This is a genomic window from Pseudomonas sp. R2-7-07, from assembly GCF_003852355.1.
Taxonomy (GTDB): Bacteria; Pseudomonadota; Gammaproteobacteria; order Pseudomonadales; family Pseudomonadaceae; genus Aquipseudomonas.
The window spans coordinates 2,633,036-2,646,512 of the sequence record NZ_CP027759.1 but is presented as its reverse complement, the minus strand read 5'-3'; the positions used below and the strand labels follow the sequence as shown (position 1 = coordinate 2,646,512).

Sequence of the window (13,477 nt, the reverse complement as noted above, 5' to 3'; positions counted from 1 at the left end):
CCTGATACTCGGCGCGAAAGCTTTTTGCCATCTTCCCGGGCTTTTCAGCAAAAAAACCCTGGGGGCTGTGAAAATTCCTAGATAAAAAATCGAACTTTCTGACCTGAGTCATCCCCTAAACCTGTCTGAGTCGGTATTATCCGCCGCGTTTCCGTTTGTTAAAGGATGTTACAACCTGGTTAACACCGGGTGCCCACTCAGGGAATATTGCCTGGCAAGAAGCAGGCACAAAGGAGAGAGAGCCTTACCATGCACCATAAGCGGTCCAGCACCATGCGCCCCCTATTTGTCACCATCCTGTTGTGGCTGTGCAGCGTGGCGCTGTTATTTATCATCAAGAACGTCATCGAACTGTATACCGGGCCCGTCGCGGAGACCTGGATAGACTTGACGTTGGTGCTTGTCGCCTACCTGATGTTCTTTTTACTGGCACCGTTGCAACGCTGGCTCCAGCGCAGGTCGCGCAAGCGCGCTCGGCGTCACGTCGACGGGCACGCACCCGACGTCGACTCCCGTCTCTCTCGCTGAGGGGCTTGGCGTTGTCAGCACCTGGCGATAACTATCAACGCGCACTGGACCGGTTCCTGCACGAACACCCGGACGTGGCCGCTGAATTGAACAACCTCAACCCACTGGCTGCCCAGGCCAGGGGAGAAACCGTGGCGCAGTATCGTACCGAGCGTCTGTATGAAGCGTTCGAGGCGCAGGCCGAGCGCCAGGGCCTGTTCGCCTGGGAGCTGACCCTCAAGCTGACTGCCGAGTCCAGCGAAGCCTTCGAAACTCAACGCCTCGAGGTGCACAAGGAAGTCGCACAGATGGCCGGCATGAGTTGGGCCGACTACTGCCAACTGCATGACCTCGCCGGCTGACGCGCTGGCTAGCCGAACCAGCGAAGCCGCCTGCACCCCATGACCTGCCGCAACTCGGCGACCGTCAGGGCCCGGCGTTGCGGGTCCTGCGCCAAGGCGGTGTGCAGTGCCGGCCAGCAACGTCGGGGCAACTGCCTGGGCCGAGGCAGCCCGGCGCCCGGTTGGCGTTCCCCGAGGCGCTTGCCCTGGGCCAGCTCATACAGGACGCACGCCACGCCATAGAGGTCCGCAGCGGGCGTCAACGCGCCACCCGCCAGTAATTCAGGCGCCGCATAGGCCCGGGTCCAGGCATTCAACCGGCTGCGATTCACCGCCGCCAAGTCCGCCGGGGTCTGCGCAAATGACTGCCCAAGGCCGAAATCGAATAAACGCACGCCCGCTTCGCCCACCATGACATTGGCCGGTTTGATATCGCCATGCAGCACGTTGTGTTGATGGGCATAAACCAACGCGTCCAGCAGTTGCAGGGCAATCGGTTGCAGCTCTGCCCACGGCAATCCATCAGGGCATTCCACAAGCAGTCGGTCCAGCGTCAGGCCATGCAGCAGCTCCATGGTAAAAAAGGCGATCTGGCTGGACGTATCCACCTCAAACGAATACACCCTTACCACGCGCTCATGTCGCAGGCGGCGCGCCAGGGCAAACTCGCTGAACAGCAATACATGGGCATCCGGGCACGCAGACAAAGACTCGTCCAGCAGCTTGAGCGCCACAGCGGAACAAGGCTCGCCAAATTGCTCATGTAACAGGTCGCGCGCACGGTACACCACGCCCATCCCGCCCCGGCCCACGACCTGCTCAAGGTGGTAGCGGCCGACGAGCAAAACCGGGGGAGTTGATGCCGCACTCATGAGTGCACCACGACGGCGGTCAAATCATCGCGTGCCGGGGCGCGCAACGCGCTGGCGAACAATCTTTCCACGACCTGCTGCGGCCCGCCTGCACTCAACGCCAGGCCCAGCTGGACATGGCTGAGTGCCTGGTAGAGACCATCGCTGCACAATAAAAACACATCGCCAGGGCGGGTCCTGAGCTCCAGCACCTCAAGCCGTACTGACGCGTGCGCGCCAATGGCCCGGGTCAAGGCTCTGGCATCGGGGTGGGCCCGAGCTTGCGTCGCACTCAACTGACCCTCGTCCATGAGGCGCTGCAACAGCGAATGATCTCTCGACAGCTGGTACAGGCGTTGTTCACGCCACAAATAACAGCGGCTGTCCCCCGCCCACACACAGGCCGCACGCCCATTATCCAGCAACAGTGTGACCACCGTACTCCCCATTGTCGCACTGCCGGTGCGCCGCGCATCCGCCAGCCGCTGATTGACACCTTGCAGCCGCTGTCGAACCGCATCGACCCGCTGATCAAGGCTGCCCTGCGCCGATAACGAAGCCAGGCTGCTGATCACCCACTCGCTCGCGAGATCGCCGTGCCGGTGCCCGCCCATGCCGTCCGCCACGGCCCAACAGCCTCCTTGCGGGCAATCGAGCAGGGCATCCTCATTGCGCGGCCGTGACTGCCCGCGCTGTGTACGCCCGGCGCTGCGCCATGTGGGCCGCATTGGGCTCACAGTTGCTCCGGCAGGCGGAAGGTGCGCCACGTGTCCATCTCAAATGGGCTGGGTGTCCGTTGGCTGGTCAGCAGGTAATTGGCGCGCAACCCGGCCAGGTCAGCCTTGACGATCTGCGCGTTGCGGTCACTCGCAGGCTCGCGTTGCATCAAGTCGAAAAACCGGAACAACGACCAGGCGCCGGCGCTCTTCTCGATACCCAGGGGGCGCAATTCGCCCCCCCTCTCCAGTACGAGGCTGGCGCGTCCGTTATCTGCTTCGATGGGCCACCGGAACGTCATGGGTATGATCGGGCCGTGCCGGTATTCCAACTGCTTTTCACCCAATCGCAGGATCGCTCGGTTGACCGACTGATCCAGGCTGTAGGGCGCCAAGGTAAAACCCACCGCCAACTCTCCCTGATCTTCGGTGAAAAAGCCGCGTCGGATAACCTGGGCTTTCGTCAGTTGATCCAGCAGCGAACGTGAGATCGGCAAACCCTGTCCGTCCAGCCCACGCAACCGGTAGCGCGTGCCATCTGCGGTGACAAACGCGCGCAGGTACCCCTCGTAAAAACGCGCCCACACGCCTTGGGGTTTAAAGAACTCACGAAAATCGTCAAGGGCCACATCATTCGTCGCGTGGGCGTTGAACGGATACCGTTGCCGAATCGCCCTGGCGTAAAGCCCCTGCACCTCGCTCTGGTAGCGCTGATTGACATGGGCATAGGCCTGGTCCAATAAATGGCGCCATGTCTGATCGCCAATCCCTTCAAACCAACCGGCAAGCGGAAGCGGCAAACGGCTGGACGCTGCACGCAGGTCGCCCAGCACGTCCTGCTGGCCGTCCATGCGCCGCTTTGCCCGCAAAAAGGCCGCCTGCTCCGGCGAACCCTCACGGCTCAGCGTCGCCAATTGCAGGTGTAATTGGTCGAGCAGGCGCAACCCCTGGGCCAGCTCCGCGCTGGGGTTCTGCTGCTCATCCAGCAACTGATGCAAGGGTTCAAAACGCCGCTGCAAAGCCCGGCGAGCCGAGTCGCCCAAGGCAGCCTGCCCCTGCGCCACCGCAGCCCTGGCGACCACGCCCAACGCGCCTGACGGCTGGGCCATCGTTGCTGGCAGCTCCAGGCCCGGCAGTAAACGGGTATTTTCACGAAGCTGCTGCAATAGCAGAAGGACTGGCGATTGAGCCGACGTCAGCCCCGCGAGACGTTCGGCATCCTCGCGCAGACCGTCGGTGTGCAGCAGCCTGATGCGACCGAGCGCATCGCTCCAGGCCTGGGCATACTCACTGAAGTAGCGCTGTTGCAGTTCGATCATCAAGCGCTGCAGATCCTCGCTGCTCAAGTCAGTGCCTTCGCCCAGTACCCAGTTATCCTGGGCAATGGCGTTCACCAGCTTGGGGCCTTGCGCTTCGAAGTACTGCACATACCTTTTGGTGTAGAAGCCAGGAACCGGTGGATCGATGGCGGCAAAGACCTTGCCCTCGGCCAGACGCAACGGCTCCAGGTCGCGCGATTGTTCGCGCAGCACCCGGTACACCACGTCGGCCAATGACTCGCCCCGCAGCGCGGCCCGCGCCTGAGCCACCAGGTCGTCGTTGAGGCGGGCGGAAAATGGCTGCTCAAGCAGTCGCGCCCAATGTTCATTCAGGCGCTTCTGTACCGGCATATCACCGGGAAACCGCAGCGACCAATGGCTGGCCATATGCTGCGTCAACCACGCGGTATCCCGGCGTTCGCGCAGATTGAGCATCAGGTACGCACGCAAGTTGTCGAGCAGGCGCTCGCGATCGCCGAGGCTGGCGCGTACCTGCTCTTCGAGCAGGGCAACGGCGCGGCCCAGCAGTCGCTGCTGCAACGCCTGCTCATAGGCGCGTGCCACCCACGGTCGGCTGACCTCGCCCTGATACAGGCCGGCTCGCTCGATCAGTGGAGCGTCGCCTGGTGTGGGAAACACCTGGGTCGCCGCCCAGCGAGCATCCAGCAGCGCAAGGAGCGTCAAGGTTTCATCGTTACCCTGCACGGCGGGGGCGCTAAGCGCAGCGATATGAGCCAAACGTTGTTGGTTGGCCGCGTAACTGTGCATCCACAGCCCCCCGGCACCCGCCAGGACCAGCGCAGCCGCCATCCCCAGCAACCCATTGCGCCGCCAGATGCGCTGGCGCTCCCGGGTCTGCAAGGCGGCCAGGTCCGCCCCGGCAAAGATCACCCGACTGAACAGGCCCTGCACGAAATGGCTGCGACTGTCGCTGGCACAGGTCAGGTAGAACCCGCGCAAGCCGTTGATGCGCTGGTAGCGATGGGCGCAAAACGCCCACTCGATAAACAGGCACAAACGCTCGCCTATTTGCGCGGTCTGCTGGGGAAAATCAAGCATTCGCCCGCGGCGCTCGACATCGCGCTCCTGGTGCAATCGCTCAATCAATTCGCCGTGCAGCCGTTGCAGTAATTGCTCGAACGCTCGGCGAACCTGGGTGATGTCATTGCCCGCCTTGTCAGCCTCCAGAGGTTGGCCCAGCACCGCTCCGACATCGTCCCCTGACGGTGAGTCGAAGTACTCGATGAACCCCGCCAGTCGATCGGCCTGGGTCACCACCAGGTAGAGGGGTACATCCACCTGCAGTACCTGCTGAATTTCCTGCACGCGCGAATGGACATGGCGCGCCAGTTGCTCCAGGTCGTGCTCATTACCGCTCAGGAGCCTGTCTACCGACAGCGTCACCACCACGCCGTTGAGCGGGCGCACTCGATGCCGCCACCTCAGACTGGCCAACAGCGTGGTCCAGCCGGCGGCATCCACCGAACGGTCTGGTTGAATCAGATAGCGCCCTGGCGTGTCGATAAGCACCCCTTCATCGGCGAAGTACCAGTCACACTGCCCGCTGCCGCCCGTCGGGCGCGTGTCAGCCTGATCGAACGGTGACTGCAAACCCGCTGCCGCCAACAGTTGGGTCTTGCCACTGCGCGGTTCACCGATCACCAGGTACCAGGGCAAATCATGGCGCCAACGTGCGTTGCGCTCGCCATAGCGCGCAGACGTTTTCAACCGGTGGAGGGCGTCCTTGAAACGACCACGGACGTGCTTCTGCTCGTCCTCCACCGCTCTCAATGGCGGATGAGCGGTTGGCGGAGCCGGCCTTTCGAGTCCAGCAGCACGGCGCCCGCCCGCCAGGACCATCGCCAATCCCCACAGCAGGAACAATGCGCTGAGGGTCAACAGGCGGGCAGTCGCGCTTTGCCAGAACCGGTAGTCGTCCACGGCCAACAGCGGTCCGACGTACCACACGAATGCAGCACAGCAAAGCACCAGCATCAGGCTCCACACCCAAACCTTGGCCAGCACGGCACCCACGCCCTTGAAGAATGCGTTCATTCGTTGCTCCCTGCGTTTACTAGGGCGTGCGGGTAAGATCCGACGCCGACAATTGAAGGCTTTGCAGCGCACTTGCCCTGTCTCGCTCCAATACCCAGGCGAATCCCGTGTACATCGCGAGCAAACCGCACAGCGTGAAGGCCACACACCCGCCAACAGGAATGACGCGTACGTGCCTGCGTCGCGTGCGCCCCTGCCCTTCCGGCAACACCGGCGCCAACGGTGGATTGCCTCGCACCTGCCTGATCTGTCGATACAAGCCATCTCGAACGGCTTCGAGTTGCACTACCCCCCGCTCCATCACCCGGTATTTACCTTCGAACCCAAGGGACAGGCACAGGTACATCAGCTCCAGCATCGCCAAGTGTTTTACCGGGTCGCGCGCCAGGCGTTCCAGCAACTGGAATACTTTCTCGCCGCCGAACGTTTCGTGATGAAAGCGACTCAACAGGCTCATCTTCGACCAGTCACTTCGAGCCCCCCACGACGTGGTGACGACTGCTTCGTCGATCACGCTGCACAACACGTAGCGCGCAGACATGACCTGGGTATTTTCAATGCCACCCTGCAAGGCACGGGTTTCGAATTGAGTCACCGCGGATGACAATCGGTCGTTGATCGTGATGAGGTTTTCCCGACCGGAGCAGCCCTTGAGCTGGACCACTTGCGACAATAGCTCCCAAGCGGCGACCACGAGGGGATTGAGCGCTGTGGTGAAGCTGTGTGCGCCCAGTGCTTGGCTCGCGTAGATCATCCGGTCCTGCAATTGTTCATAGCGCGGCGGCGCCGGGAACTCCGTAAGCGGCCCTTGCGCGGGCCCGTAGCCGTCGCGATCGAGCAGGACGGTTTTTTCATCCTGCGAGTATTCACTGTCCATAGCATTCAATTCCTGATGGCCCAGAAGGTCAGCTCAAGCCCGGCGAACTCGCCCCCGACATGGAACGCGAAGCCACCCGACTGCTCCAGCTGCGCGATATCGCGGGCATTCATGTCCAGCATGAAATAGGTCTTGGCGGCGTGGAACGGGATCTGGCGCGGCGCCACGGGCAGTGGTTTGACCTTGATACCCGCCAGGTGCAGATTGACCAATTCGCGTATGCGCTCAACCGCGCCGACTTTCAAATGTGCCGGCAGGCGTTGGCGCAAGGCCTCCGAATCACACTGCGCCGTAGCCGCCAGGATGAACGTCGCCGTACCCAGCAATTTCAGGTCGCTGACCGGGCAAACCAATACGCCGTACTGACGTTGTTGCAACGGCAACTCGATGGAGTGTTGTTCCAGCACGACCGACAACACGGCACGCACAGCCTCCATCAGGCCCCGGAAACTTGCCCCCTGGTCGGCGTGCCGGTAATGCACATCCAGCGCCGGGCGCCTGCTATCGCTGGCGAACGTCGACAACTCACCGAGCAGCGCCACCAATGCGCGGAACACCGCTTCAGGGCGAACCAGGGCCTGGCTCAAGCAGTGGCGCAGCTCCAACTCGGTACGATTGATCACTTGCAGCATGAGGAAATCGCCGACCTGCGTGCCGGCGGCGCTGCTCTCGCCCCGGATCCGCGCCGCGATGGCATCCCCCCGCGACGCAAGCAGGCCGATCACCTCCTTAAGACAAGACGATACATACCCGCGATCCTGCATAAAAATGAACGTCGGGACGAACTCCGCATCCAGGCGCACGCCCCCCGCATCGGTAGACTCCAGCACCTGGGCGACCTTGAGTCTGACGAAGCCCTGTTCTCTGTGCTGCTCACCCAGCAGGAGACGCAAATCAGGTCGCGCGCAGTGAATTCGACAGCGAGCGTCGGCACCGGCGTTCGAATCACCTACCTCCACCTCACAAGCGAGGTAGCGCGCCAGGACATCGCCCTGCTCCGGTTGGCGGGCTTCAATCTGATTGCCGGTTGCCAGCAGCAGCGCCAGGTAAACAGCCTGCTCCCCCGGGTTGGCGGGTACTTGTAATACCAGGGGCTCCATCGCGGTGCCGTGGTCGAACAGGCTACCGTCCGGCAATACACCGCTGGCTTGAGTGACCACTAGTTTGCCCAGGTTGAGGTACTGCACATCGAGTTCCAGCGTGAGGAAGCCCCAGGCGTCAGGCCCCAGCAAACGCGTCTGGTTGAGCTGTTGCTGGTAATGGCGGTCGTTGTGCTGCAAGTGCTGCGGCCGCAACAGCATGCCTTCCTGCCAAATGACTTTATGCGCGTGCATATCACTGCACCTCCTTGCCGGAGCGCGGGTCGGCAAGCCGGATTCCGTCGTGGTCCAGTACCAGCTCGGCACGGTTCAATTGCTGCGCGGTGAGCGGAACGAGCAGCCGCCATTGAACGTGCGGCAAGTCCCGGTACGCCGCCAGCACGCCCACAAAATGACTTTTTGGCCCGACACTCAGTTTGAGCGCCAGTCGGTCCCCTGGGCGCAGCTCTATTTCCTCGCTGCTCACCCAGTCCTTTGGCAATACCTGCTCGGCGTGGTCATACAGGCTGAAGAAGTCGGCATTCTCGAAAGCTACGCCATGGCGCAGTTCAATCAGTTGCAGCACGACCGGCGAGGGTCGGCCATGAAGGTCCGGGTTGACCTGCTCACTGGCGGTCAGTACCAGGTCCAGTTTGGTCAATGTTGAAAAAGGCGATACGGCGCTGCAGCCAGCCAACAGGCCGAGCGTGAGCAACAGGGGCGTGAGGGTGACTCGATACATGGACATCATCCTGGATAATCGCTGTGCAGGGTTGAGATCAGGCGCACCTGTTCTTCAAAGGCCCGGCTGTGTTGCAGCCGTTCAACCTCCAGCCGACACAGGCGCGCCACCTTGATCGCCAGCGCCTTTCGTGCAACGTGGTCAAGCCGGCCCAGGTCAAGCCCCAGCGCCGCGGCAAACTCCGTCCAGAAGACGTCATCCGGCGGCGGTGCCGTCGCGACAGAGTTCGCTCCGGGAAGCTCCTTGATGAGCTCAACCCGACACGGCATTGCCACATGCTCGCGGTCGGCGGCGTGCCGGTCCGCCCACTCTCCGGGCTCGCCAACGCCCGCATTCAAAGCTGCCAGTTCATCCGAGGTACTATGTCGCTGATGCTCAAGGTCCAGTGCCTGCAACGGGTCCAGAGCCAGGAAAGCATCATCGGGAATCGGTACTCCCGTGGTGATGGGCTGCTCACGCAAAGGTGGAGACGATTCCATCAGCCGCGCGCGTATCGACAGCGCACCCAGTTCGAACACGTCGCCATCTTCGATCAATCGCGCCTGCCCTTTGTGCAACCGTTCGCAACTGCCTGCCATGCCGATACCGTTGCTGCTGATATCCGTCAGAAAGTAACGACCTTCGCGGTAACCCACCAAACCGTGGTGGCTGGAGAGCAGCCGACTGGGATCATGGATGACCCAGTCACAGCCAGAGCCACGCCCAATCACACCGCCCACGCCGTCAAACACTTTGCGCACCATGGACACTGGGTCTGCGCCTGCGGCCTCACTTACCTCAAACACAAGCCGCATGGTCAAGCTCCCTCTTTCTTATCGGCCACGGGTCACCGCCTGGGGCTCACCCAAAGGACGGTATTGGGCATCATCGAATACGTAATTGGCGTTACAACCGCCAAGCAGACACAACACAAGCACGACGACGTGCCACGGACGATCAGGCATCAGGTTTCTCCTGGGTGAAAAGGCCCGCCGACCTCATATCGATAACGGCGGCAATGATCTCAGCAATCCTCGGATGCACCGCTCAACGGTCCCCGCTGGCTTCGCCGCAAGGAATGTTCAAGCGTGCAAGCCGGTAAAGCAGCGTGCGCCGTGCGACGCCGAGCTCACGCGCCGTACGGGTCCGATTGCCACGATTCTTGTGCAGGCAATCGAGCAGGAACACGCGCTCTACCCGCTCCAGACGCTGGCGCAGCGTGACATCATCAACGGCGGTCGCGGCCGACACCTGGGGAAGCGACAGGTGCGCCGGCAGGATCACGTTGTCGTCACACAGCAGAACGGCTCGCTCCACCAGGCACTTGAGTTCACGCACGTTGCCAGGAAAGGCATGACTCGACAGTTGATCAAGGGCGATATTCGACCATTCCACAGGTGTCCTTCCCAGGCTTGCGCACGCCTTGTCGGCGAAATGCCGTGCCAGCTGCAGCACATCCCCGTCTCGCTCACGCAAGGCCGGTAACTGGATGGGGAACTGGGCAAGCCGGTAATAAAGATCCTCGCGAAAACTGCCTTCGGCGACCATGGTTGAGAGGTCACGGTGGGTCGCCGCGATGATGCGCACATCAACCTTGTGCGCAGCACTGGCGCCCAATGGGCGCACCTCACCTTCCTGCAATACCCGCAACAACTTGGCTTGTAGGGTCAGCGGCATATCGCCGATTTCATCCAGCAGCAACGTGCCGCCATGGGCGGCGTCGAACAGCCCTGCATAGTTGCGCTCGGCACCGGTAAATGCGCCTTTGCGGTAGCCGAACAGCTCGCTCTCCAACAAGCCTTCCGGGAACGCAGCGCAGTTCTGCACCACGAAAGCCTTGGCTGCTCGCGGCCCTGCCAGGTGGATGGCCCGAGCCACCACCTCTTTGCCGGTGCCGGTTTCTCCCCGCAGCAGGACGGTATAAGGGGTATGCAGCACCTTGCTGATCAATTGGCAGGTTTGCGCCATCGCTGTGCTGTTGCCGATCAGGCCATACGTGCCGGTCAGCGATACTGCGCGCCCTTGCGGCGCAACAGCCGGCACCCACCGCAGGCTGCGCAGCAGGGCCAGTTGGTGCAAGGCGAAGCTGGCGAACTGGCCCAGCGAGGACGCGTAGCCTTGCAACGCTACCGGGCGTTGGGCCGCGCATAGCAGCACGCCCGTGAGCGTATTGAGGCGGTTGAACAGCGGCACACTCAACAAGGCGCGCCAAGGTGATGCGAGCACCGGCAAGAAACCCAGGTCGTAAGGACTGTTTTGCACATCATCCACACTGACCGCGGCGCCTTGATCCAGTGTGTCGCGCAGTAAAGGCACGTGTCGCGGATCGATACTTGAAGTCGCCACCGCCACCGAGGGCGTCGCGCTCAGGTGTTGGGCGGCCAGCTCAAGCCGGCCGGTCGCTTCGTCAAGCCGGTACAACTGGGTGAGCTCACAGTGACTCAGTTGCGCCACCGCTGAGACGCACGCGCCGGGCAATGAAGCGCCGTCACTGTCCAGGCCTATACGTGTGAAGCAGCCGATCAAGGCGCTCGCGTGGGCAAGCGGGTCAGGCAATTGATCAAGGTTGGTCATTGGCTGAACTCGCAGAGCGGCAGGCCGTTGCCATCCAATCGCGCATGCACCGAGGAAACCGTGGTCTCCATGGCCATGGCGCCGAGCAGACCGTCCACCATCTGCGGCAACAAATGGCGCTCGATCCACTGGTCGATGTACCGCGCACCGCTGTCACCGTCCGCGCAACGCTCGGTCATGTGCGCGACCAATTCTGGGGTGTAGGTGAATGCCAGTTTGCGCGAGTGCAGCCGTTGGCCAAGGCCCGCGAGCTTGAGCTCTGCCACGTCGTGCAGCACCTGCTGGTCAATCGGGTAATACGGTATGACGCGCATACGGGCGAGCAATGCGGGCTTGAAGTGGGCACGCAGCAGCGGGTAAATGGCGTCTTGCAGCACCTGGGGTTCAGGTCGTTGACCGCCTGAACAAAGCGCGTTGATACAGTCGCTGGCAAGGTTGGACGTCATCAGCAGCACGGTGTTGCGAAAGTCGATTTCCCGCCCTTCGCCATCATTCGCGCGCCCTTTGTCAAAGACCTGGTAAAACAGGTTCAATACCTCCGGGTCGGCCTTCTCCACCTCGTCGAGCAGCACGACTGAATAGGGACGCTGGCGTACGGCTTCGGTCAAAACCCCGCCCTCGCCATAACCGACATAACCCGGTGGCGCACCGATCAATCGGGAAAGCGCGTGCTTCTCTTGGTACTCCGACATATTGATGGTGGTGACAAACCGTTCACCGCCGTACAGAAGGTCCGCCAGGGCCAGGGCCGTTTCTGTCTTGCCTACACCGCTTGGCCCCACCAGCAGAAACACCCCGACAGGGGCATCGACCTTGTTGAGCCCGGCGGCAACGGCGCGCAAGGCACGATCAAGGGCCTGCACCGCGTGATCCTGCCCAAGCACGCGCGAGCGCAAGGCCGCGGCAAACCCAAGCACTTTTGTGTTCGGTTCAAGGGCCAGCTGCTCGACGGGAATACCGGTCCACGCGCTGATGACATGCGCCACGCCGTGCGGGCAGACCTCAGGTTTCACCAACGGCCCATCGCGCTCAAGCCACTGTTGCTCCAGTACCTGGCGATCGTGCTCAAGGGTTTCCAGGCGCAACTTCAGCGCCTGAAGGGCCTGCGCATCCACAGGCAATCCGCTATCAAAGTCTCGACTCAGCGCCCGCGCCTGCCGCTGGCCCTCGATCAGTTCGGCGCGTAGCGCCTGCAGTGCCTCAGGCGGCATTGCCTGACGCGTGCGGACGCTGGCACAGGCGGTGTCCAGCACGTCCACCGCCTTGTCCGGCAACTGTCGGCCCACCAGATAGCGTGCGCTCATGTGGGCCGCTGCTACCACCGCATCATCACGGACATACACGCCATGGCTCGCTTCATAGACAGGCACCAGTCCCCGCAGAATCGACACTGCCTGCTCGACACTCGGCTCCTCGACCAGTACCGGCTGGAACCGCCGCGCCAATGCCGGGTCCTTTTCGATGTACTGCTTGTATTCCGACCAGGTGGTAGCGGCGATCGTACGCAGCGCGCCGCGCGCCAGGGCCGGCTTGAGCAGGTTGGCCGCGTCCAGGCCTCCCGGCTGGGCGCCAGCGCCCACCAAGGTATGGGCTTCGTCGATAAACAGGATGACCGGCTCAGGCGATGCGTTCACTTCATCGATCACACCTTTGAGACGTCGCTCGAACTCGCCTTTGAGACCAGCACCCGCTTGCAGCAAGCCCATATCGAGGGTCAGCACGCGAACGCTTTTAAGGGCCTCGGGCACCTGCAAAGCAGCGATCTGCAACGCAAGCCCTTCGACGATCGCCGTTTTCCCCACCCCGGCCTCCCCCACGAGAATCGGGTTGTTCTTGCGCCGCCGCACCAGGATGTCGATCAATTGCCGTATTTCGCGCTCGCGGCACAGCACTGGGTCTATCCGGCCCTCACGGGCATGCTGGGTGAGGTCCTGGGTAAAGCGCTGCAACAGCGACTCCGTGACAATCGGCTGATGCTCGCTGGGCTGGCCCTGCAGAAAATCACGCACCCTGCCGACATCCAGGCGGCTGAGCACAGCGTGATACCGGCTGCCCGCATGCTCCAGCGGGTGCTGTAAAAGTGCCAGCAACAGGGCACCGTGATCGACAGAGCGTTGGCCCAACTCTACGTGTGCAACCATCACGGCTTGTTGTAACCACAGCACCAGAGCCTGGGCGAACACCGGGTTGCGTGTAGCGCTCTGCTCACTCCTGGGCTGCAAGGCTGCTTGCAGTTCGCCCAGGGAAACGTCGGCATCTGCCAGCGCCTTGGCCATCAACCCGGCGGGATGTTCGAGCAAGGCCAGAAGCAGATCCTCTACCAACACTTCATGACCACCACGCGCCATGCAGCGCTCGGCCGCGCGCGTCAGGTCCCGGCGGGTCGGGGCCGTCAATGTACGGATCAGTTGTTGCAGGTCCACATTAATCATGCTCA

The 13,477-nt window shown here is 62.2% G+C and carries 12 protein-coding genes; 2 read left to right on the top strand and 10 right to left on the bottom strand.

Translation table 11 applies throughout. The features are described from left to right. Positions 1 to 273: 273 nt before the first annotated feature. Together C4J86_RS12035 and C4J86_RS12030 are read left to right on the top strand one after the other, a co-directional pair. Positions 274 to 528, top strand: a complete 255-nt coding sequence (locus C4J86_RS12035) for a hypothetical protein (protein WP_256681406.1) — start codon at positions 274 to 276, stop codon at positions 526 to 528. A gap of 11 nt (positions 529 to 539) precedes the next feature. Then, on the top strand, positions 540 to 869 hold the full coding sequence (locus tag C4J86_RS12030) for a DUF6388 family protein (RefSeq protein ID WP_124362644.1): 330 nt from the start codon (positions 540 to 542) through the stop codon (positions 867 to 869). Positions 870 to 877: 8 nt separating this feature from the next. On the opposite strand, the gene C4J86_RS12025 is transcribed toward C4J86_RS12030, so the two are convergent. The 10 genes from C4J86_RS12025 to C4J86_RS11980 form a co-directional block, all read right to left on the bottom strand. Continuing rightward, complete coding sequence (locus C4J86_RS12025) at positions 878 to 1,720, bottom strand: serine/threonine-protein kinase (protein ID WP_124362643.1); 843 nt, start codon at positions 1,718 to 1,720, stop codon at positions 878 to 880. Next, positions 1,717 to 2,427 (bottom strand): PP2C family serine/threonine-protein phosphatase, encoded by a 711-nt coding sequence (locus C4J86_RS12020; RefSeq protein WP_124372421.1) that lies wholly within the window; start codon positions 2,425 to 2,427, stop codon positions 1,717 to 1,719. Before C4J86_RS12020 ends, C4J86_RS12025 begins: the two co-directional genes overlap by 4 nt. 5 nt (positions 2,428 to 2,432) lie before the next feature. Further along, the gene (gene tssM / locus C4J86_RS12015) at positions 2,433 to 5,789 is read right to left on the bottom strand and encodes a type VI secretion system membrane subunit TssM (RefSeq protein WP_124370546.1); all 3,357 of its coding nucleotides are present in this window, start codon (positions 5,787 to 5,789) and stop codon (positions 2,433 to 2,435) included. Positions 5,790 to 5,808: 19 nt separating this feature from the next. Next, positions 5,809 to 6,666, bottom strand: a complete 858-nt coding sequence (gene icmH / locus C4J86_RS12010; RefSeq protein WP_124370545.1) for a type IVB secretion system protein IcmH/DotU — start codon at positions 6,664 to 6,666, stop codon at positions 5,809 to 5,811. A gap of 5 nt (positions 6,667 to 6,671) precedes the next feature. Continuing rightward, entirely contained in the window at positions 6,672 to 8,000 is a 1,329-nt protein-coding gene (tssK, locus tag C4J86_RS12005) for a type VI secretion system baseplate subunit TssK (protein ID WP_124370544.1), read from the bottom strand. Between the two features lies 1 nt (position 8,001). Further along, positions 8,002 to 8,487 carry a type VI secretion system lipoprotein TssJ gene (tssJ, locus tag C4J86_RS12000; protein WP_124370543.1) on the bottom strand — a complete coding sequence of 162 codons (486 nt, stop codon included), beginning with the start codon at positions 8,485 to 8,487 and terminating at the stop codon, positions 8,002 to 8,004. Between the two features lie 5 nt (positions 8,488 to 8,492). Continuing rightward, entirely contained in the window at positions 8,493 to 9,281 is a 789-nt protein-coding gene (gene tagH / locus C4J86_RS11995; RefSeq protein ID WP_124370542.1) for a type VI secretion system-associated FHA domain protein TagH, read from the bottom strand. A gap of 18 nt (positions 9,282 to 9,299) precedes the next feature. Continuing rightward, positions 9,300 to 9,431, bottom strand: a complete 132-nt coding sequence (locus C4J86_RS11990) for a type VI secretion protein (RefSeq protein ID WP_124362636.1) — start codon at positions 9,429 to 9,431, stop codon at positions 9,300 to 9,302. An 82-nt stretch (positions 9,432 to 9,513) separates the two neighbouring features. Further along, on the bottom strand, positions 9,514 to 11,040 hold the full coding sequence (locus tag C4J86_RS11985) for a sigma-54-dependent Fis family transcriptional regulator (protein WP_124370541.1): 1,527 nt from the start codon (positions 11,038 to 11,040) through the stop codon (positions 9,514 to 9,516). Further along, on the bottom strand, positions 11,037 to 13,472 hold the full coding sequence (locus C4J86_RS11980) for an AAA family ATPase (protein ID WP_124370540.1): 2,436 nt from the start codon (positions 13,470 to 13,472) through the stop codon (positions 11,037 to 11,039). Before C4J86_RS11980 ends, C4J86_RS11985 begins: the two co-directional genes overlap by 4 nt. Positions 13,473 to 13,477: the final 5 nt, after the last annotated feature.

Bases quoted from the DNA above. Each gene is read 5' to 3' on its own strand.
- C4J86_RS12035 (WP_256681406.1), top strand. From the start codon at position 274: ATGCGCCCCCTATTTGTCACCATCCTGTTGTGGCTGTGCAGCGTGGCG.
- C4J86_RS12025 (WP_124362643.1), bottom strand. From the start codon at position 1,720: ATGAGTGCGGCATCAACTCCCCCGGTTTTGCTCGTCGGCCGCTACCAC.
- C4J86_RS12020 (WP_124372421.1), bottom strand. From the start codon at position 2,427: ATGCGGCCCACATGGCGCAGCGCCGGGCGTACACAGCGCGGGCAGTCA.
- tssM (WP_124370546.1), bottom strand. From the start codon at position 5,789: ATGAACGCATTCTTCAAGGGCGTGGGTGCCGTGCTGGCCAAGGTTTGG.
- icmH (WP_124370545.1), bottom strand. From the start codon at position 6,666: ATGGACAGTGAATACTCGCAGGATGAAAAAACCGTCCTGCTCGATCGC.
- tssK (WP_124370544.1), bottom strand. From the start codon at position 8,000: ATGCACGCGCATAAAGTCATTTGGCAGGAAGGCATGCTGTTGCGGCCG.
- tssJ (WP_124370543.1), bottom strand. From the start codon at position 8,487: ATGTATCGAGTCACCCTCACGCCCCTGTTGCTCACGCTCGGCCTGTTG.
- tagH (WP_124370542.1), bottom strand. From the start codon at position 9,281: ATGCGGCTTGTGTTTGAGGTAAGTGAGGCCGCAGGCGCAGACCCAGTG.
- C4J86_RS11990 (WP_124362636.1), bottom strand. From the start codon at position 9,431: ATGCCTGATCGTCCGTGGCACGTCGTCGTGCTTGTGTTGTGTCTGCTT.
- C4J86_RS11985 (WP_124370541.1), bottom strand. From the start codon at position 11,040: ATGACCAACCTTGATCAATTGCCTGACCCGCTTGCCCACGCGAGCGCC.
- C4J86_RS11980 (WP_124370540.1), bottom strand. From the start codon at position 13,472: ATGATTAATGTGGACCTGCAACAACTGATCCGTACATTGACGGCCCCG.